Genomic DNA, 19,114 nt, shown 5'->3' with positions numbered 1-19,114 from the left:
ACTCTTCCCGGCCATGATCCACATCCTCACTCAACGAGTGAGTCTCCATCAGACCCGGGGCGGTTCAGACACCCTAGCGGTGGCGGGGCGGTTCGACCTGACTGACGCGCAGTGGGTGGTGCTGGAGCCGTTGTTGCCCCAGCCTGTGCGGTCGGGTCGGCCGTCGTTATGGAGCAAGCGGCGGTTGATCGACGGGATTCGTTGGCGGGTGCGCACGGGTGCGCCTTGGCGGGACATGCCGACGGCGTATGGGTCGTGGGCGGCGGCTCATGCGCTGGTCCGGCGCTGGCAACGGGCGGGTGTCTGGTCGCGGATCCTGACCACGCTGCAGGCCATCGCGGACGCGGCTGGGCGTATCACCTGGGATGTCAGTGTGGACTCCACCATCGCTCGGGCGCATCAGCATGCCGCGGGTGCGCGGAAAAGGGGGATCTTCAGGCCGAACCGCCAAGCATCGAGACTGGTGGGATTGAGCCTGGTGATCACGCGTTGGGTCGCTCTCGCGGCGGGTTGACCACGAAGCTGCATCTGGGCTGCGAGCAGGGACAGAAGCCGCTGTCGGTCGTGCTGACCGCCGGTCAACGAGGCGACAGCCCGCAGTTCATCCCGGTGCTGATGGGTATCCGGGTGCCGAGACTGGCCGGTGGGCGTCCCCGCGCCCGCCCCGATCGTGTCCTGGCCGACAAGGCCTACACCTCGAAGGTCAACCGGGACCACCTGCGCCGTCGAGGGATCCGGGCAACCATCCCCAGCAAGACCGACCAGGACGCCCACCGCAAAGCCAAAGGATCGAAAGGCGGTCGGCCACCCGCCTTCGACCCCGAGACCTACAAACAACGCCACGCAGTCGAGTGCGGCATCAACCGGCTCAAACGCAACCGCGCCGTAGCCACCCGCTACGACAAACTCGCCGTCCGCTACCACGCCACCGTGCACATCGCCGCCATCAACGAATGGCTCTGACCGACTTCGACACAGGCCCTAGCACGAGCTTGAGCGTGTGGGTGACCTCGTTCTTGTTCTCCCCCGACACGCCAAGGGAAATCGTGCCGGCGGCCGTGACCGCGAACGTCAGCTCGACTGTGCTTTCCTTCAGCACGAACGGATCGTCGCCCCCACCGGCGTGCGCCATCACCGCCATCACGGTCTCGATTGCGTCCACGAGCACGTCGTCCACATCGGCCCCCCGCACCTCGAAACCCGGCTTGAGATCGGACGGCATTAGCGTGATGTCGATTGTGTGCGTGTCGGTGGTGGTGACCGAGCCGCCGAGGCCGAACTTCATGCCGATGAACGGGATCGTGAACTCGAACTTGGCCCCACCGGTCGTGGCCGCGACGACGTTGAGCGTGAGCCGGACCTCGCTCACCTTGAGCGTCCGCCGAGTGTCCGAAGTAGACCTGATCAACAGCCACTTCCCCGGCCTCCCCGACCTCCCACGCCTGATCCGGGGAACCGACGGCTATCCCGATTCAGAATTCGCGCTACTGCTCACCGTCGCCACCTGGTTCAACACAAACGATGCCACCGGCCTCACACCCCGACAGGTCCCCATCCCCGGCGTGCACGCGAAATGGCTCAACACCCACCAGCCATACATCCTTCTACTCACAGGGCGGGACACCCTCGGCCTGCTCCCCCGACACCCCGCTCGCATCCACTTCACCTACCTCGACCCCACCTACCTCGCCACCGGAGCTCGCCGCCACGACACCGCAACCGTCGGTGACACGTTCACTCCCCCGTACCAACCCTCAGTAGTCGTCATCTCGGAGAACAAGGACACCGCGATCCACTTCCCACCCACCACTCACGGCATCGCCGTCGAAGGCTCAGGATTCGGCGGCAAAACCGCGGCCGCCTTCCCGTGGCTCACGGACACTCCCCACCTCTACTACTGGGGCGACATCGACGCCCACGGCTACGAGATCCTCAACGGCTGGCGCGAGGACGGCCTCCCTGTCACCAGCATCCTCATGGACTCCACCACCTACGACACCTACGCGCGCTTCGGCACCAGCACCGACCAGAACGGCAACCCGCTGAAGCCAGGAAACCCCAAACCCCTACCGCGACTCACCCCGGACGAACACGCGATGTATCGACGTCTCCTTGACCCAGCGTTTTCGGGCCATCGGCGCATTGAACAGGAACGCATCCCACTTCACGCCGCAGTCGACGCCCTCACGTCCCACGTCTCGGGACCACGCGCGCAGACTGCCAGCAGCAATCGGTCACCGGACAGGTCGGGCTGAGACGCCGAACCCTGACGCCCCAACCCAGACAACACGCCGGAGCACCCAGCCCCTAACCGTTCATGGCCTCAACACATGGCCGACTTGAGGTCGCTGCCAGCGGCGTCTCGCTGGTACCCTGGAGGCATGAGCAACCTCCCGGAAATCGGGAGATTACCCTCGAACAGGTGTTCTAATCCCTCCCTCGGACACGTTCACTAACCACACGCGGTTTGGCCGCAACATAGACGGCCTGTTCCTGGTGTTCATACCGGACCTGCAACCGCAACTCCTCGTAGAGTCTCGCCAGACCTGCTGGTTTGGCCTCTTTCAAGGTCGCTCCAACGTCTCCGAGTGAGTCGATCATGGCGTACACCTCCGCACGGTCGATCGTCTGCACGCTCCCCACGCTCGCGAGCGCGGCCCGCGCTGCCCCTCGTTCAGCTTGTGCGGCGTTGATCACTTCCACGAGCGCTGTCGGGTCGACGCCCGCGGCGATGGCGGCCTGGTGTCGACGGATCGCCGTCTCCGCGTCCGAGAGGCGCTTCTTCGCGGCCTGGTGCTCGGCGGCCCCGTCATCTCCCTGGGAGCCAACGAGTTCAGCCACCGTCTGATCGATGTGCTCGCGGTCGAACAACCGGCCGATCCAGCCGTTCAACGGCTCGATCAACTGGTCCTCGCGGAGGTTCACCGTCTTCGGGTGATCGGCCAGCGCGAGCGAGCCGGGCGCGAGTGTGCGCGCGATGCACCGGTAGTAGACGCCCTTCCGGATTGTCGCGCCCTGCATCTTCCGTCCGCAGACTCCACAACGGACCATCCCGCGAAGGAGATACGGGCTCTGATCCCCAGCTCACGCGCGGCCTCCCGCTCGAGCACGGAACTCGGAGGATACGCCTTCGGCATGATCGACAGCCTTCCAGACGACAAGCCATCGACTCCACAAGATCGAGTCCAGCATCTGGGGCAACGCCAAGGTGTCCCGACAAACGGGGGGAGGGGACCTCAAAGCGCCTGATTCCCTCGCATACCTGATCCTATCGCCACTGAGCTGTTCAGGACCCGCCGCACCGTGAATCGTTGCCGATATGACCCTGATATCCAGCCAAGTGTCAACAGGAGGCGATGTCGCTACTCGCGCTCAGTTCCGCGTTCGCGCCGCCAGCTCCTCGGCGAGCTCCCGCACGCCCGGATCGCTCAGCTCGTAGAACATGCACTCCTCGAGCAGCCTGCGCGCGTCGTCGACCTGGTCGTGGGCGAGCTGGTGCCGGGCGTACTCCAACGTCCGTTCGACGATGTAGGCGGCGACCGTCTCGTTGAACCTCGCGTGGTTGCGCGCGCACCCCAACCACAGCCGTGCCTCGGCGTAGCCTGCGGGGCCGGGGCGTGCCCGGGCAGCGTCCACGTGGATGCCGATCATCCCGGCGAAGATCTCACCGTCGTCGCTCGCCTGCTTCAACGCATGGTGTGACTCGTCGACCGCCTTCTGCAGCTGCCCCTTCCGGAGCAACCGGTCAGCACGACGGATGGCCCGCCGGGCGCGATCCCGTTGTTCCGGTGTGGAACTCGCCGGCATCGGCTCCTCCCGCCGCGAATCCGACAGCGACCCCGACAGCGAGTCCCGAGCCGACTCCGGACCGAACACCGACTCCGGCACCGACTCCGGAGCCGACGAAGGCGCCGGCCGATCCATCTCGGCGAGCATCCGGTTGGCGCGGTCGACCAGCTTGGTGAGCAGCGTCCTCGCCTCGTCCGTCGCGCCGCCGGCCCAGAGCCGCCGCACCTCCTCGAACACGTCGGGCGGTCCGCCGGCCGGGCCTTCCGGGATGCGCACGGCGAGCACCGGCCGCGCCGCCGTGTCCTGCGGGTCGACGAACTCCGCGTCCTTGTTCACCGCCGGCGGGCGCAGGTACGACCCGTAGACGGCGGCGCCGCGGGCGAGCCGGTACGGCTCGGCGGGACTCCCCGCGCTACCCGCCTCCGCCTCGAGCATGGCCCGGACCGCCGTCAGCGCGCTGGCCTCGCCGACGCGCAGCACGGCGTCGATGTCGGTCGAGGTCATCCCCGCGTCGGCGATCACCTCGCGGACGTGCTTGGCGGTGCCCGCGACCTGCTCGTCCAGGTACCGGCCGAACTCCTCCGGCGACGGCGTCTCGACGTGCTTCGACGGCCCGTCCCCGGACGACCAGGGTGGCCAGGCGAGGGTCACCCGATCACCGCCGGCCAGCCGCACCTTGACCTGTTCGGCCACCTCGCGCAGCCGCGCCCATCGCGGCGCGTCCCAGGTGTTGAGGTCCTCGACGTCCTGGCCGCTCAGGCTGCCCAGCCAGGCCTGCATGAGCCACGTGTCCATCGCCAGACCGCTCGGCTCCATCGCCCCGGCGTGACCGAGCACCCGGACCTGCCGCCGGGCGACCCGCAGCAGTCCCGTCTCGAACCCGCTGTGGCCCAGGGAGTAGACGAGCACCGTCCGGGGCTCCCCCGACCCGTCGGCAAGGGCCGCCGCGACCGAGTCGTTGATCAGGTGGACCTCGGCGAACCCCGCCGCCCGGGCGGCGTCGCGCAGCTTCGTCCGATCAGCGGACCCCAGGCGGGTCGGCACGCTGAGCACGGCACGGGACACGTCGGCACCCGACTCCCCGCGGACCGTCGCGCAGGCGCGGGCGAGCTCGCTGGTGAGCGTGTCGACGGCCGCGGGCGAGCGCAGCTCGCGGACGGAGACGAACCCGATCGACCGGGGCGACAGCACGGCACCGACCCACGGCGACGACCCGGTCGGCGGCAGGTCGGTCACCTCCGCCGGCTGCTCGCCTCCCGGGGTCCAGGCGATCCGCAGCCCGCGGCTGCCGACGTCGACACCGACGACAGCGCCGCTCACGGCTTCGTGCGGAGCAGCTCGGCCATGTCCGTGACGACTCCTCCCGTCTGCTTCTCCAGTTCGCGCTGGATCAGCTCGTTGAGCACCTGCTCCGCCTGCGCGCGGCGTGCCTCGTTGCCCGAGGTGTGCGCGTCGCGGACGGTGTGGGAGCTGCGCCGGATGCGTTCGCTGTCCGCGGGCTTGGCCCGGTCGGCGACCACGTCGGCGAAGTACATGGTCGTCGCGAGGCCGCAGTTGTCCATGTCCCGGTAGAGCAGGTTGACATACCGGCGGTGCTCGTCGGCGTCCGAGCCGCCGTAGGCCAGCTTGGCGTCGGAGAGGTGCCGCTTGACGCGGTCGAGCTGCCACGGCTCGATGTAGACACCGTATCGGCCGACGAAGTCCTCGATCAGGTCGATGGCCCGCTCGAGCTCCTCCTTGGCCTCCTCGGTCGACGGCGTGTCCTGCTCGATCGGCTGCGGCCGCAACGAGGTCCGCTGGTTGAACGTCGTGCCGGGGACCCGCACGTTGACGGTGACGATCCGGTCGCCGTCGTAGTTGAACTCGACCTCGACGTCGCTGTTGGGCTCCAGCCCCTCCGGCAGCACTGCCTCGACGACACCCTGTACGCGGTTCTGGCTGGCCAGCGGGTTCACCCCTTCGTGCACCGGGATCCGCACACGACGCCCTGCCGCGGTGAACCTCTTGCGCATCGGTTCCTCGAGCGGGTACGGGGTGCCCTTGGGGATGATCGGCACGAACGCGTCGGCGTTGTCGCCGTCGATGGCGGCGATGCCCAGCGCCATGGCGGTCTGTTCGTAGATCTTGTAGGACGGGTCCCGCGTGGTGCCTAGCGGGTGGCCGCACTCCTGGCAGGCCCCGGCGCCCTCGTCGTTCGGCGACCCGCAGGAGGAGCACTCCAGCCCCGTCTCCCCCTCAGCCAGGATTGCCGCCCCGAGCGCGACGCACTCCATCGGCTTGACGTCCATCCGCACCTTGCCGGAGCCGAACCGGTTGACCACCGCCTCCCGCACGCACGTGGTGAGCGTGGAGCCCCCGACCAGCAGTACGTCGGTGATGTCGTCGGCGGTGAAGTTCCCCTCCCGGAGCACGTCGTCGACCAGGCTCATCGTCCGCTCCACCAACGGCGCGACGAGCCGGTTGAACTCCGCCCGGGAGAGCTCGACGTGGATGTCGACGAACGGCCCGTTGTCGGGCAGCCGGAACGCCGCGCCGAGCTCGACCTCGGCGACGTCCACCGAGCCGAGCTGCCACTTGGCCAGCTCCGCCTGCTCCTTCAGTGCCCGCCGGAAGGCGTGGTCGCCCGGCGGGTCCACGCCGTGCTCGGCGCGGACCTCCTCGATGACCTTGTCGATGATCAGCTGGTCGAAGTCGTCGCCGCCGAGCCAGTTGTCGCCGGCGACGCCGGCGACGTGGAACTGGGTGCGCCCGTTGTCGCCCTGGATCATCTGCAGCAGCGACACGTCGAACGTGCCGCCGCCGAGGTCGTAGACCAGGACCCGGCGGCCCTCGGTCCCGGCCTCGCGCAAACCGTACGCGATCGCCGCCGCGGTCGGCTCGTCGATCAGCCGCTTCACGACCAGGCCGGCCTCCTCGGCGGCCTTCCGGGTCGCCGCGCGCTGGGCGGCCTCGAAGTAGGCCGGCACGGTGATCACCGCGTGGGTGACCTCGTCGCCCAGTACCCTCGTCGCGTCCTGCTTGATCTTGCGCAGGATCAGGCTGGAGATCTCGGCCGGGGTGCGCACGGTCGTGCCCATGCGGATCGCGACCGAGGCGTCCTCCTCGGAGGTCGGCACGATCTCGTAGTCGAACCGCTTGCCGAGCTCGACGATCTGGGACTCGCCGAGCGTGCGGCCCATCAGCCGCTTGACGGAGAAGATGGTGCTGGTCGAGGTCCGCGCCCCCTGGACCGCGGGCCGGCCGACGAGGATGCGTTCCTCGCCGTCCTTGACGCGCACGCCGACCACCGACGGTGTCAGGGTCTGCGCGTGGTCGTTCTCCAGGACGTAGGCGGGGCGTGCCGGGGCATGGATCGCCGCGACAGAGTTGGTCGTCCCGAGATCGATACCGATGGCCTTCACTGTGCTTGCTCCTCATCCCGTTCGGCGACGATCACCTCGGCAGAGCGCAGGACCCTGCCGTCCTTCTCATAGCCGCGGCGCAGCACCTCGACGACGGTGTCCTCCCGCACTCCCCCGCCCGGCACGGCGTCGACGATCCGGTAGCGGTCGAGGTCGACGGCGTCTCCCGGTGCGCCGAAGCCGAGCAGCCCGGCGTGGGCGACCGCCGACTCGAGCTGGGCGCCGATGCGGCCGAACGTCTCCAGCAGGGCGGCGGGGTCCTTCGGCACCGGGCCGTTCTCGGTGCCCCGGCGCAGCCGGTCGAACGAGTCGAGCACCGGGATGAGCGAGTCCAGGAGACTGTCGAGCTCGCTGCGGTGGTTGAACGCCCTCAGCAGCGCGTGCGCGTCGTTGCGGTAGGTCTCATCGGCCATGGTCGCCCCCATTCGGTGCGGTGTTCGGGTAGACGAAGAGGTCGACGAACAGCCGTCGCTCGACGTGCCGCAGCTCCTCCCACGCCACCTGCGCGTCGCGGGTGAACCGGTTCTCCCGCATGAGCTTGAAGGGGGCGTCCTGCACCTCTGCGTGGCTCGACTCCGGGGAGATGCCGGCGAGGACGTCGTAGGGGAACTCACCGTCCCAGGCCGTGAGCGGATCCTTCACGTCGTGCTCCTGTCGTCGGTTCGACCGGCGGTCCAGCCGGCGAGGAGGTCGGCCAGGGTGTCCCGGGTGAGCTGGTCGCCCGGGTCGGCGAGGACGGCGTCCACGGCGAGCAGCAGGGCGGCCCGCCGGTCGCCGGCCGCGCCGGTGCATCTCGCCTCCCGGACGAGGACCGAGGCGGTGTCGGCCCGCGACCCGTCGGCGGGTACCGCGGGCGGCCGGAGCTCCATGAGCTCCGCCTCGGTCAGCGTCCGGTAGACCACGCCGCGGACCTGGCTCGCGACCGCCTCAACGACCTCCAGCAGCCTGGCCATGCCCGGGGCGAGGCGCAGGCCCTCGCTCGCGACGGTCAGCGCCTCGGCGAGCGACTGCTCGTGGCCATTGGCCCAGTGCAGCCGGTACACCGAGCGCTGGACCAGCGTGTGGGCCAGCCCTTCGCGGGCGCGCAGCAGGGTCGGGCTGAGCCGGATCGCCTCGCGCAGGTCGGCGATCGCCGAGTCGTAGTCGGGGTGTTCGAGCTCCTCCGCGGCGACCGACCACTGCGCGCGGTCGCAGAGCGCGCCGGCGTGGATCCGCCGGAGGGTCTCGTCGTTGGCGAGCCCACGCCGGGTCCGGACGCGGGTGGCGAGGTCAACGGCGCGGCCGATCCGGGGGCGGGCCGACCTGGGCGTGACCATCGTCTCGACGGTCGTGCCCACGAAGTCGACGAGGTCCCGCCGCGCACGGACGGCGAGCCCGGCGGCGGAGGCCAGCTCCACCACGGCCTCGACCGCGGCCACGGCGACGTCCACGCCGCGCTCGTCGTCGCCGAGGACGGCCGAGCGGGCCGCCTTGAGGTGGCACCGCATGGCGATCAGCGCGGCGTCCTGGAACAGGCGGGCCTCCCGGCCGCCCAGCCGGAGGTAGGCCGGGTCCTCGCCGCGGAACCGCCGGCAGCTCGCACAGGTCTCGTCGCCAGCCGGCTTGGCGCAGTCGCAGCTGGTCGAGTCGGCCAGCCGCCGCCCGCGGGTCGGCGGCAGCATGGCGAGCGCCCGCTCGGGGCGGCCCGACTCCAGCAGTGCCTGGGCGGGAGCGAGCCTGGAGAACGCCGCGCAGAAGCGGGAGACCTGTTCGTCGGAGATCCCGCCGGCCGCGTCGCCGGGGACGGCGTCCGAGTCGGATAGCGCGGCGTCCCGGCGGCGTACCAGCCCGGCCGCCAGCTCCGCGACCGACTTGGCCAGCCCGGTGGCCCGCACGTACTCCGGGCCGCCGACGACGTGTTCGTCTGTACGGCCCGGGGTCGGCAGGCCACCCACCTCCTCGGCGACCTCCCGCCCGACGACCTCCGTCCGGACCGCCAGGCCGAGCATCCGGTACTGCTCGGCACGACGCGGCCGACCAGCCGCGTCGTGCCAGTCCGCCGCACCGGTCAGCTCGTCGGCGAGCCCGGTTACCATGTGCTGGCGTAGCTGGCGCACCTCGGCGACTGGGACCATGAAGTGGTAGGTGGTCGACCGCTCGCGGCGCCACCGCTCCCAGTAGTCCTCGTCGCCGAGGACGGTCACCCACATCCCGATGCAGCGGTGCCAGGCCATCCGGCCGTGCTCCCACGCGCCGGCGCCGTCCAGGTCGCGGGCCGCCCACCGGTGCGCGATCGCGAGGCAGTGCGCAGTGCCGAGGTCGGCGGGGTCCGCGCGCATGCGTTGCTCCCAGGCCTCGATCGCCTGCTCCCGGCCAACGTGCAGCAGCGTCAGCAGCGGCGCGTCGACGGCGGCCTCGCACATGCGCCCGAACAGGTCGTCGGGCTCGCCGTCGGTCACCGCGCCCAGGACGCGGCGCAGCCCCGCAGGGTCGCGCACCGGGTAGAGGTCGGCGTCGAGGCCCAGCCGGGTGGGCCACGACCGCAGGCCCGCGGCCACCCGGACGGCCGCGGGCGCGCTCTCCTGCATGGCCCGGATCTCGGCGTCCTTGACCTGCTGGACGGACGCCGCCGGACCGACCCCCAACGCGGCGAGAACCCGGTACGGGAAGTCCGGGCGGTCGGCGGCACTCGGGTCGGGCTCGAGGCCAGCGGCCACGAGCCGCTCGGCCCACCCGAAGGAGCCGAGCAGCTCGGTCAGCCGGGCCCGGCGGTCGGACACGTCGAGGTGGCCGTCCGGCACGGTATCGTAGCGGGCGAGGGCCTCCCGCCAGCGACCGTCGGCGGCCAGGGAGCGGCCGCGCGCGTAGTCGGCCCGGACGTCGGCGTCCGCGTGGCCGGAGCACTCCCCGAACAGGTCTGCGGCCCTCGACCAGTCCTGTTCGGACTCGGCGAGCCGGGCGCGTCCGTACCGTCCGAGCACCGGCGCGTCCCGGAACGACCCGAGCGCCCCGGCGTTCTGCACGACGACCGGCCAGTCCTCCCGCTCGGTGGCTGAGCGCGCCCTGGCGTACCCGGCCAGGCGGCCCGAGTCCTCGAACTCCGGTGGCAGCTGGCCGAAGTGGTGCTCGGCGCCGACCCAGTTCAGCGCCTCCTCCGCTTGGCGGCCCATGACGTGGACACGGCGCGGCACCACGTCGCGCACGGCGTCGGTGACCCGCTCGTACTCACCGAACGCCCGGCCGAAGTCCCCGGCCTTCTCGGCGATCCGCCCGGTCGCGTAATGCAACCACTCCGTGTGCTCCGGGCTCGGCGAGCGGACCTGTTCGTACTCGGCGACGACGGCCGACCAGTCGCCCCGGTCCTCGGCGAGCCGCCAGCGGGCGAGCAGGCGCACGACCCGCACCTCGTCGTCGTCCACGTCCTCGACGTCCTGCAGTGCCTCGATGACCGCTGCCCAGTCCTCGCGCTCGACGGCCAGCCGTGCCCGCGCGAGTGCGCGCAGGCGGCCCACCTCGCCCGCCCCGAACTCGGCCGGCAGCCGGCTGAGCGCGTCGAGCACATCGCCCCACTCGGTGGCCGCGAAGGCGACCTGGCCCTCGGCGAACCGGGCCCAGGCGTGCGCGTCCCGGTACTGCTCGGGCAGCGCGCCGAGCAGGTGGGCCGCCTCGGCGAACTCCCGCAGTGCGAGCGACCGCCGACCCCGGGCGTAGGGCAAGTCCGGCCCCACGTCCAGGCCCTCGTGGGCCGCCGCCTCGTAGTACGTCGTCGCCGTTGCCCAGTCCTCGTGCCGGTCGGCCTGCCAGGCCTGGCAGTGGGCCGCCCGGCCGCTCGCGTCGGCAACGCCGCCGGACGCCTTGTAGGAGTCGATCGCGCTCTCCAGGGCCGCCTCCGACTCCAGCTGGCGACCGCGGCAGTAGTCCCGCCACCTCGCGGCGTCGCGGTAGCCGTCCGGGCGGAGCTCGACGATCGCCGCGTAGACCTCGACCGCGGCGTGCCAGTCGCCGGTCTCGCGGCGCCGCCCGCCCTGTCCGTATCGGGCGTCCAGGTCCAGCTCGGCGACGGCCATTTCCCGCAGTGCCCGCGTGTCGCGGTACCCGTCGGGCCACTCGGCGAGGACCTCGTCGCAGTAGGCGACGACCGGCTCCCAGTCGGCGGCGTCCGCCGCCCGCCGCGCCGCCTCCAGGGCTGCCCGCGCCTTTGTGGCCAGCCGCATCTCCTGGGCGAGACAGTCGACGACCTGCTCGGGCACCACCAGCCCCAGCCCGTCGAGCACGGCCTCCGCCCGGGCGGGGTCGTCGTCACCGGCGAGCAGTTCACAGATCGCGTGGCACCGGGTCATCGCGAGCTCCAGCCGCGCCTCCTGGGCCAGCCACTCCAGGGGCTCCGGGTGCTCCTCGCGGCCCATGTCGGCGAACCGGACGACCTGGGACCAGTCGCCGAGCACCCGCGCGAACCGGCTCGCCTCGACCAGCGCCTCCAGCCGGACCACACCGTCCGGCGGGTCGTCGACCTCCTCGGTCGCCCGCTGCCCGTCGGCCAGCGGGTCGCCGGGCACGGTCCCCTTGACGACCTTGACCGCCTTGAACAGCCAGCTGTGCCGGGCCTGCTCGTGCAGCACGAGCACGGGAGTCGCCCACTCCAGCGTGGTCTCGTCCCGCGTGTTGACCATGTCGTGGCGCGCGATGGCCATCGCCTCGTCCAGCGAGCGGTTGGCCGCCAGCTCGGCGAACAGGGTGGGGGTGAATCGGCTCGCGGCGCCGTCGCTCACGTCGGCCTGCATCGCGACCACCGCGGGGATGCCCCGCGCGACCAGCTCGTCGGCGACCGCGAGGCGCAGGTGCTCCGCCGCGGCGTGGCGCGCGCCCGCGCACAGGTTGAGCACGACGAGGCGCACGTTCGGTGCCGTCGCGACCTCGGTGGCGAGCCGCTCGCCGGCGACCGCCTCGGGCTGGCCGTCCCTGCCCTCCAAGTACACCTGCCCGCCGTGGTTGCCGTCCCCGCCGACGCCGTGGCCGAGCAGGATGAGCGCGCTCGGCATCTCCGGGTGCCTGGCCAGCGCCGCGCGCAGGTTCGCCAGCGTCGGGCGCTTGCCCTTGTGGTCGTCCCCGGGACCGCCGAGCGTCTCGACCGTCACCGCGGCCCGCCGGGGGCCGGCGTTGAGGCTGTCGCGCAACGCGGCGACCTCTGAGCCGAGGTTCAGCACGCGGCCGGTGCGCGATTCGGCAGCGACCACCAGCACCCGGAACCGCTCCGGCCGGCTCGTCGGTGCCGGCAGTCGTCGCGGCGACAGCGCCGAGCCGGGAACCGAGCGGGTCAGGGAGAACCGGGAGTCACCGGTCAGCCGGCGTTCCGGGAACGGCGGGCACAGAATCTCGACCGGGAGCTCGCCGAGCTCGGGCGGGAGCTCGAACCGGATCCGCAAGCACCGGTCGTGGTGCACGGCCCGGCGCGCGCTCTCGAACAGGCAGGCCCGCAACGGGTCGGGGAACAGCACCGTGAACAGCTGCTGCCCGAGGTCACGGACGCGCTCGTGCATGGGGGCCGGCAACCGCTCCGCGCGCCGGAACTCCTCGTCCAGCAGGCGCGCGAACGACTCCCCGAACCGTTGCTCCGGCCCAATTCGCACCACGGCGGCCGCCGAAGTGGGGCCGTTCGCGACCACGAAGTACCGGTGGGGGCCGATCCGGAACGCTCGGATCCGCAGCTCATCGTACTGGATCACGGCAGCCTCACCCCCCGCCGCGCGTCATCGGCCCATCCACGTCCACCACCAGTCCTTGACCCGGTCCACGAACCTCCGCCACATGAGGCGGCGGAGGTAAGACCGCGGGTTGTCCATCCAGCGCTTGGCGTCCGTGATCACGCGCCGGTTCTTCGCCAGGATCGGGATGTTCGGCCGCAGTGCGATGGCCTTGTCGATGATCTGCTCAGCCTTGTCGTGCCGGCCGGCCTCGTGGGCCCGCACCGCCTGCACGTTCCACAGGGCCGCCAGGTCGTCCTCGACGAGGTTCGTCACCTCGGCGAGCTCGGCGCCGGCGACGCGCTTCGGGAACTGCCGCAGGTGTTCGCGGGCCTCCTCCAGCAGCGCGACCGCCCGGCCGACCTTCTGCGGGTCGACCCCGACCAGGGACACGCCGAGGTTCTGCGAGACGACGACCAGGTTGCGGCAGGCGAACCAGGAGGACGGGTTCAGCTCGAGTGCCCGCTTCAGGTCGGCCCGCGCGCTGGTGAGCTTCGGCCGCTCGCGGTTGGCGAACCCGATGCCGCGCTCGGCGAGGAGCATGCTGAGCGCACAAACGGCGTCGCCGAACACGTCGTCGTTCGGGCCGGTGGACAACGCGAGCGGGAGCGCCTCGAGCACAGCGATCGCGTCCTCGGGCCGGGTCCTGCGCAGGAACCGCACTCGGGGCAGCACGAACTGGTCCAGGTGCGCCTTGAGCTCGGCGGTGGCCTCGGGCATGGCCGCGACGCCGTCCCAGTACCGCTTGGCTACGGTGACATCGAGCTCGGTGGTCGTGATCGCGGCCTTGGCGGCGCTCAGGTGGGCCTGGACGACGAGCTCGACGGCGTCGGCGCGGAACCGTCGCCGGCCGAAGCCACGGCAGGTGTACGCGGGGTTTCGCTCGTCGAAGGTGGTGCATCCCGACCGGCAGACCTTGGGTGACGCCACGTTCCCGCCGGTCCGCACGCAGGTCGCGCACCGCAGGTCCATCAGGCTCGCCAGCGCCCCGGCCGGGGTGTGCCGTTCGAGCAGCACCCGCGCCACGCCGAGCTGGGAGAAGTACATGGCGGTGCGGCGGGTCCCGGCATCCCGGGACGCCCAAAGCCCTGCCGCGAGGTCACGGCATTCCTCCTGCAGCCCGAGGTGCGCGACGAGCAGCGGCCCACACGGGATCGCGCGGTCGGCGCCCACTGGCACGCCACCGCGGACCGCGGCGATCCGCGCCGCCCGCACCTCAAGCGCCAGCGCGGCGGCGACCTGGTCGTCCGCGTTGCGGGTGACGGTCTCCGACAGCCATCCTTCAAGGCGTTCCCGCACTGAGTCCGCCGCCGAGTCCGGCACGGGGGTGCGATAGCGGCGCTCGGCGTCCCCGCGCAGCCAATCCCAGAAGTGCGGGTCGGCGAGCAGGGTGCCCCAGAGCCCGAGGCAGAGCCGCCAGTCGGCACGTTCGGGCTCCCGCACGGCCGACCACAGGGTCAGCACAGCGAGGGCGTGGGCGACCCGGAAGTCGGTGGGATCCGCGCGGTGCCCGTCCACCAGCAGTCGCGCGGCCTGGTCCCGGTCACCGCCGTCCAGCAGCTGTACGGCGGACTCGACGCTCATCGGGGCTCCTCCTCGGTATGGCGCCGGAGGACGGTGGCGGTCCCCGGCGGCAGCTCAGGGTCGCCAGCGAGCCGGACCCAGGCGTCGACGGTCTCGCCGAGTGCCCGGCCGACGGACTCGTCCACGGCGGCGGCGTTTAAGTCGCCGGCCCGACGGAGGTCGAGGCACTCGTCGCCGTCCACCCGGTCGGCGTCCACGAGCCGCACGGTGGCCTCGCACCGGTCGGTCAGGTGGTTCCACCGCAACGGCGCGAGCAGGCGGTGCCCGGCGGCTGTCCTGATCGGCAGCTCCACGACCAGCAGGCGGTCGCCGATGCCGAGCCCGGACACCGCGGCGGCGGTCCTGGTAACGGTGACCGTGCGGCCGTCGGGATCGGAGATCACCACCAGCGGCTCGGCGACCTCGGTCGTACCGCGCACCACGACCAGCCCACCGGCCCAGTCCCCGACGGTTCGCGTGGAGCCCTCGTCGTCGGGGGAAAGGAGTCGTAGCACGTACCGCAGGTTCTCGGCGACTCCCTTCAGACGTAGCCTCCCACCCGCGAACCGCCCGACGTGCGCACGGGCCGCCGGCTCTGTGGTCAGCGACGCGGTGAGCCGCTCCCCTTTGTCGGGGTCGACGGAAAGGGTCACCGTGTCCCCGTCCCGCTCGATACCCACGTCGACGGCCGACTCGATCCGCACGGACACCGCGTGCTGACGCGACGCCGCGTCGCGCAGCGTGGTGTAGACGTCGTTCGCGGCCACCGTCGCCGGGCTGTCCGGCCCGCCAGCCACCGTGCGGTCGGCGACAACGGTCGCCTGCAGTGAAATCGCCTCGTCAAGGCGTCCCTGCCGGGCGAGGACCACGGCCAGGTTCGCCCGCGCGGTCGGCTGGTCGTCCTGTCGCAGCACGGTTTCCGCCTCGTCGTGCCGGCCGGCGTCACTCAGCGAGGCGGCGAGGATCTGCTCCAGCCACCGGCGAGCGTGCTCGTCCTCGGATCGTTCGATCGCGGTGCGCAGCACGGTCAGCGCCTCGTCCAGATGCCCGACGTCACGCAGGCACACCGCGAGGTTCCCGTACGCCGCAACGAGATCGGGATGCCTCGGCGGCAGCGTCGCCTCGCTCCTGGCCACCACGTCCCGCATTGCCGTGACCGCCTCCGCCACCTGCCCCAGCGCGCGCAGGCTGGTCGCGACGTTGGCCGTCGACGCGATCGCGAGCGGATGCTCGGCCCCGAGTGCCTCGGCGGCGAACAATGCCGTTCCCCGCTCGACCGACAGCGCCTCCTCCACCCTGCCCTGCGCGGAGACGATCGCCGACCGCAGGTTCATCACCCGGATCCGCTGCTCCCCCTGGTCTGCCAGCTCCTCCGCCTGGGCGCAGTAGGGCGCGGCACGGGCGGGCTCACCCCGGGACAGCCACACCGCCGCCAACCAGATCGCGAGCTCGGCGCTTTCGGCGTACTCCAACAACTCGACAACGCCGGGAAGAAAGCCCTCCCCGTCCTCCGGCTCGGGAAGCCGAGCGGTGACATACGCGACGGCGTCCTCGATGACCTGTCGCGACGCACCTCCCCGCAGCGACTCCACGACTGCCCGATCGGCGAACTCGGTGCCGTTCTCACGGTCGACGCAGACTCCCCAGGCCACCAGGCGGGAGGACAGCTCGTCGTGGAGATGGGGCAGCAGGTCGGCGCAGAAAGCCAATACCCGCAACCGATGGCGCTCAGACTCCGACAGCTGCCGGCTTACCGCGAGGAGCGCCCGATCGAGGATGGACCCGGTCGCAGACGGGTCGGCCAGCTCACTGGTGAACGCCCGCAGCCGATCCTCGTCGCCGACAAGCCGGGCCACGAGCCGGGACACGACCTCGCCCGACCGGGCGGCGCTCTCGACCGCCTGACGTTCCGCGGGCGGAAGGGCGACCGTGTCGAGGTAGCTCGCCAGCGCGTCCGCGGGCAACGGGCCAACGACCATCATCGAGCAGTCGTACTCGTGCAGGAGCACCGGATCCGGCAGCCGCCGGCTGGTCACGACAACGCGACGCGACCCACCGAGCAGGCGTTCGTCGGGCATCTCGTCGAGCCCGTCCACGACGACGAGCCAGCGCCCGCCGGTGGGCTCGGCGGACGCACCGCCGTGAATCCACGTGCCGAGCTCCATCTCGTCCCGAACCCGGGACACGTATTCGCGGGCCAGCATCGTCTTGCCGACCCCGGGTTCGCCGACGATCCAGGTCAGCCCGGTGCGCCGGGCACGCAACTCCCCGAGGTAGTCACCGGCACCGGCCAACGGCACACGCGCCGGCGGGTCACCGCCGATCACGGGCTCGCGTTCCGCGATGCCCAGCCTGGCTGTGAGCAAGGGACGCAGCCGTTCGGCGACGTCATCGGCCTGGTCGGCTCCGCGCAGATGTGGCCACTGACGAGTCGCCAGCCATCGAGGAAGGCGTTCTACGTCCAGCGGCCCGGTCGCGACAGGCACGACATCCGCCGCCGGGAGCACCCGAAGTGCTTCGTCGATTTCGTCCCGAAACCGCGTGGAGCCGAGCGCCTCGTCGGACACCAGCGCGAGCATCGCGCCGACCGAGCTCGCGGCACGCGCCCAGATACCGTCGGGCCAGACGGAGATACCGTGCGCCCGAAGGGCGTCGGCGAGCGCCTCCCTGACATCACCAGCTTCGTCGGGCGCGTAGGAGATGCAGATGTCGTGGGTTCGGCGGCGCAGACTACTCATCGTTGACTCCGTAGTGCCGCTTGAGGAAACCCATCTTCAGTGTTGTGACGTCGGCCAGCGGCAAAAGTTCCAACTCGCCGAGCCTGTCGAACTCCCGGAGCTGCCGCACTACCTCGGGAGGCGGGTTGATCGGGGGCACGAGCGGGACGCCGTTTACCGGAATGCGGGCGAGCTGCCTGCGGACGAACATCTCGACACCTCGATAAACAGCCGTCGCACGGCTGGCTGGCTTGCAGATGCCCGAATGATCGGCGTCGACGCTGGTCGTGACGCAGTCGACGATGCCAGGGTCCGCGCTGGTCGAGTTCACGACCGTTACCAGGCGGAAACCTCGCTTCACCTTCTGGCTCTCGGCGTAGGCCGCGGTCTGGATGTCGAGTCGGGCCACGTTCTGCCGGTACCAGTCGCCGAGGTCCTTCAGGTGAGGGCAGTGGGCAGTCAGCGCCAGCGTCGTCCGGGTGGGGCGGGCGAGCGGGACGGCCTTCGCGATCGACGCGAGGGTGGACCCGGAGTGTGGCGTCGCGAGAAAGACCACTCCCAGCGTCGACTCGGCGATGACCTTCCATTCCGGTTTGGCCAGCTCGCTCGAATTCCGGAGGATCTGCTTGACGACCAGACCGCCGAGGCTGTGGCAGACGAAGATCACCGGACGGGAGCCGATGTCGTGGTAGAGCAATGTTTCGATGAGGCCGTTGGCCCGCTCGGGCAGCGCCATCCCCTCACCCGCCGTCGTCCATTTCGTCAGGCCGGCAGGGTAACGAAGGGCGGACACCGCGATGGACGGAATGTCCTGAACCAGCCATTCGAGCCAGGACTCGGACGAGCCTTTCTGCGTCCAGGTGGAAATGTCATCCCCGCCCAGGCCGTGCATGACCACCAGGTCGAGAGTGCGGGTCGATCCCGCCTTACCGCCGACACGTCGGATCGTCGGCCCGTCGCCGTCGTGCATGGACCGTCCTACGGTCGGCAGACGCGATGTGGCGAACTACTTGTAGCGCAGGGCAACCAGACGTCCTTCCCCCAGACCGCACCTTCCCCGGCACGGTGACAAACCTTCACCCAAAGACTATGCCTTGTCACCCAGCGTGTCAGGCGTTGGCTGAAACTCTAAACGGAAAGTAGCCATAACGAGATGCGGTGCGTCCCCGCGCTGTGCCACGCCATCCGGATCATGAACGGCCTGCGGAGACACGATCATCGGCACAGGGTTTTGGAACTTTGGTTAGTCTCGGGACAAAATTGACGCATAGTAACACGTCGTTGACTGGATGCTACCTTCCACCCACCACCCGTGCACTCTGAACTGTGTCCGCGCGTGATCAGCTGTACACACGCCTGAAGGTCGTTTCGGCTGCGGTCGACATGCCAGGACGGCGCTGCGCACCGTGCGGTGACGTGGCGTTCCAGCGCAAGCGCGACGTCGGACAGGTTGCCGGCCGAGTCCGCCACGAGACTGTCCCCCGTCACGCTCCCCAGCACGGTCGCGATTTGCTCGACCTGCTCGGCATCGAGCACCCCCATCCGGGCGTACTCGGCCAACAGCACCTTCTCGACCTGCACGTAGTGCGGCAACAGGTGTGTGACGTCGTGCGCGAACTGGGGTTCCAGCACCAGTTCGCGCAGCGCCGCGCCCGGCACACCGCCGATCCGGCCCGTGAGTGGCACCGCGACGCCCTTCTCGACGGGCGTCTCCCCGGCCAGCCGAATGTCAGCTCTCTGGCGAGGCATGTGCGCTCCTCTCCTCGGAGTCACGGATCCGGAGCGGGAACGTGGGCCGGACCGGATCACAACCCTGGACGAACGCGGTGGCGAGGCTCGTGGTCAGTGACTCGGACTCGGGGTGGATTCACTCGGTCGTTGCAACACCCTCTGTGAGCTGGGAGTTTGTGATGGCTGCTGGGTT

Annotated in this window: 13 protein-coding genes; 2 read left to right on the top strand and 11 right to left on the bottom strand. The window is 70.8% G+C overall.

The genetic code is table 11. The features are described from left to right. Positions 1–79: 79 nt before the first annotated feature. Positions 80–963, top strand: a protein-coding gene (locus tag ACFPCV_RS28100) for an IS5 family transposase (protein ID WP_378059381.1) whose coding sequence is annotated in 2 segments (ribosomal slippage) — positions 80–457 and positions 460–963 — 882 coding nt in all. Because the reading frame shifts where the segments join, the coding sequence is not laid out codon by codon here. On the opposite strand, the gene ACFPCV_RS28095 is transcribed toward ACFPCV_RS28100, so the two are convergent. Then, the gene (locus ACFPCV_RS28095) at positions 947–1,369 is read right to left on the bottom strand and encodes a trypco2 family protein (protein ID WP_378059380.1); all 423 of its coding nucleotides are present in this window, start codon (positions 1,367–1,369) and stop codon (positions 947–949) included. The two genes, ACFPCV_RS28100 and ACFPCV_RS28095, sit on opposite strands and share 17 nt — an antisense overlap. A gap of 16 nt (positions 1,370–1,385) precedes the next feature. Here ACFPCV_RS28095 and ACFPCV_RS28090 point away from each other — a divergent pair, with 16 nt between their 5' ends. Next, positions 1,386–2,255 carry a Wadjet anti-phage system protein JetD domain-containing protein gene (locus ACFPCV_RS28090; RefSeq protein ID WP_378059379.1) on the top strand — a complete coding sequence of 290 codons (870 nt, stop codon included), beginning with the start codon at positions 1,386–1,388 and terminating at the stop codon, positions 2,253–2,255. Between the two features lie 172 nt (positions 2,256–2,427). On the opposite strand, the gene ACFPCV_RS28085 is transcribed toward ACFPCV_RS28090, so the two are convergent. The 10 genes from ACFPCV_RS28085 to ACFPCV_RS28040 form a co-directional block, all read right to left on the bottom strand. Further along, a complete protein-coding gene (locus tag ACFPCV_RS28085) occupies positions 2,428–3,051 on the bottom strand; it encodes a recombinase zinc ribbon domain-containing protein (protein WP_378059378.1) in 624 nt (207 codons plus the stop codon). Between the two features lie 321 nt (positions 3,052–3,372). Next, positions 3,373–5,109, bottom strand: coding sequence for an Hsp70 family protein (locus tag ACFPCV_RS28080; protein ID WP_378059377.1), 1,737 nt, complete (start codon positions 5,107–5,109; stop codon positions 3,373–3,375). Continuing rightward, positions 5,106–7,190, bottom strand: a complete 2,085-nt coding sequence (locus ACFPCV_RS28075; RefSeq protein ID WP_378059375.1) for an Hsp70 family protein — start codon at positions 7,188–7,190, stop codon at positions 5,106–5,108. The genes ACFPCV_RS28080 and ACFPCV_RS28075 overlap by 4 nt, the downstream gene beginning before the upstream one ends. Next, positions 7,187–7,603 carry a nucleotide exchange factor GrpE gene (locus ACFPCV_RS28070; RefSeq protein WP_378059374.1) on the bottom strand — a complete coding sequence of 139 codons (417 nt, stop codon included), beginning with the start codon at positions 7,601–7,603 and terminating at the stop codon, positions 7,187–7,189. Before ACFPCV_RS28070 ends, ACFPCV_RS28075 begins: the two co-directional genes overlap by 4 nt. Beyond that, positions 7,593–7,832 carry a hypothetical protein gene (locus ACFPCV_RS28065; RefSeq protein ID WP_378059373.1) on the bottom strand — a complete coding sequence of 80 codons (240 nt, stop codon included), beginning with the start codon at positions 7,830–7,832 and terminating at the stop codon, positions 7,593–7,595. Before ACFPCV_RS28065 ends, ACFPCV_RS28070 begins: the two co-directional genes overlap by 11 nt. Further along, positions 7,829–12,892 (bottom strand): CHAT domain-containing protein, encoded by a 5,064-nt coding sequence (locus ACFPCV_RS28060; protein ID WP_378059372.1) that lies wholly within the window; start codon positions 12,890–12,892, stop codon positions 7,829–7,831. The genes ACFPCV_RS28065 and ACFPCV_RS28060 overlap by 4 nt, the downstream gene beginning before the upstream one ends. 24 nt (positions 12,893–12,916) lie before the next feature. Next, positions 12,917–14,494 (bottom strand): tetratricopeptide repeat protein, encoded by a 1,578-nt coding sequence (locus ACFPCV_RS28055; protein ID WP_378059371.1) that lies wholly within the window; start codon positions 14,492–14,494, stop codon positions 12,917–12,919. After that, positions 14,491–17,211: a tetratricopeptide repeat protein gene (locus ACFPCV_RS28050; protein ID WP_378059370.1), complete on the bottom strand. Its 2,721-nt coding sequence runs from the start codon at positions 17,209–17,211 to the stop codon at positions 14,491–14,493. The genes ACFPCV_RS28055 and ACFPCV_RS28050 overlap by 4 nt, the downstream gene beginning before the upstream one ends. Next, positions 17,204–18,160, bottom strand: coding sequence for an esterase/lipase family protein (locus ACFPCV_RS28045; RefSeq protein WP_378059368.1), 957 nt, complete (start codon positions 18,158–18,160; stop codon positions 17,204–17,206). The genes ACFPCV_RS28050 and ACFPCV_RS28045 overlap by 8 nt, the downstream gene beginning before the upstream one ends. Positions 18,161–18,405: 245 nt before the next feature. Then, on the bottom strand, positions 18,406–18,939 hold the full coding sequence (locus ACFPCV_RS28040) for a hypothetical protein (RefSeq protein ID WP_378059367.1): 534 nt from the start codon (positions 18,937–18,939) through the stop codon (positions 18,406–18,408). Positions 18,940–19,114: the final 175 nt, after the last annotated feature.

The organism is Actinophytocola glycyrrhizae (assembly GCF_042653545.1).
Classification (GTDB): Bacteria; Actinomycetota; Actinomycetes; order Mycobacteriales; family Pseudonocardiaceae; genus Actinophytocola; species Actinophytocola glycyrrhizae.
The sequence above is the reverse complement of the archived record's forward strand: the minus strand, read 5'-3'. Positions and strand labels throughout refer to the sequence as shown.

Excerpts from the sequence above, each read along its gene's own strand:
- ACFPCV_RS28085 (WP_378059378.1), bottom strand. The coding sequence starts at position 3,051 with ATGGTCCGTTGTGGAGTCTGCGGACGGAAGATGCAGGGCGCGACAATC.
- ACFPCV_RS28070 (WP_378059374.1), bottom strand. The coding sequence starts at position 7,603 with ATGGCCGATGAGACCTACCGCAACGACGCGCACGCGCTGCTGAGGGCG.
- ACFPCV_RS28055 (WP_378059371.1), bottom strand. The coding sequence starts at position 14,494 with ATGAGCGTCGAGTCCGCCGTACAGCTGCTGGACGGCGGTGACCGGGAC.
- ACFPCV_RS28050 (WP_378059370.1), bottom strand. The coding sequence starts at position 17,211 with ATGAGTAGTCTGCGCCGCCGAACCCACGACATCTGCATCTCCTACGCG.
- ACFPCV_RS28045 (WP_378059368.1), bottom strand. The coding sequence starts at position 18,160 with ATGCACGACGGCGACGGGCCGACGATCCGACGTGTCGGCGGTAAGGCG.
- ACFPCV_RS28040 (WP_378059367.1), bottom strand. The coding sequence starts at position 18,939 with ATGCCTCGCCAGAGAGCTGACATTCGGCTGGCCGGGGAGACGCCCGTC.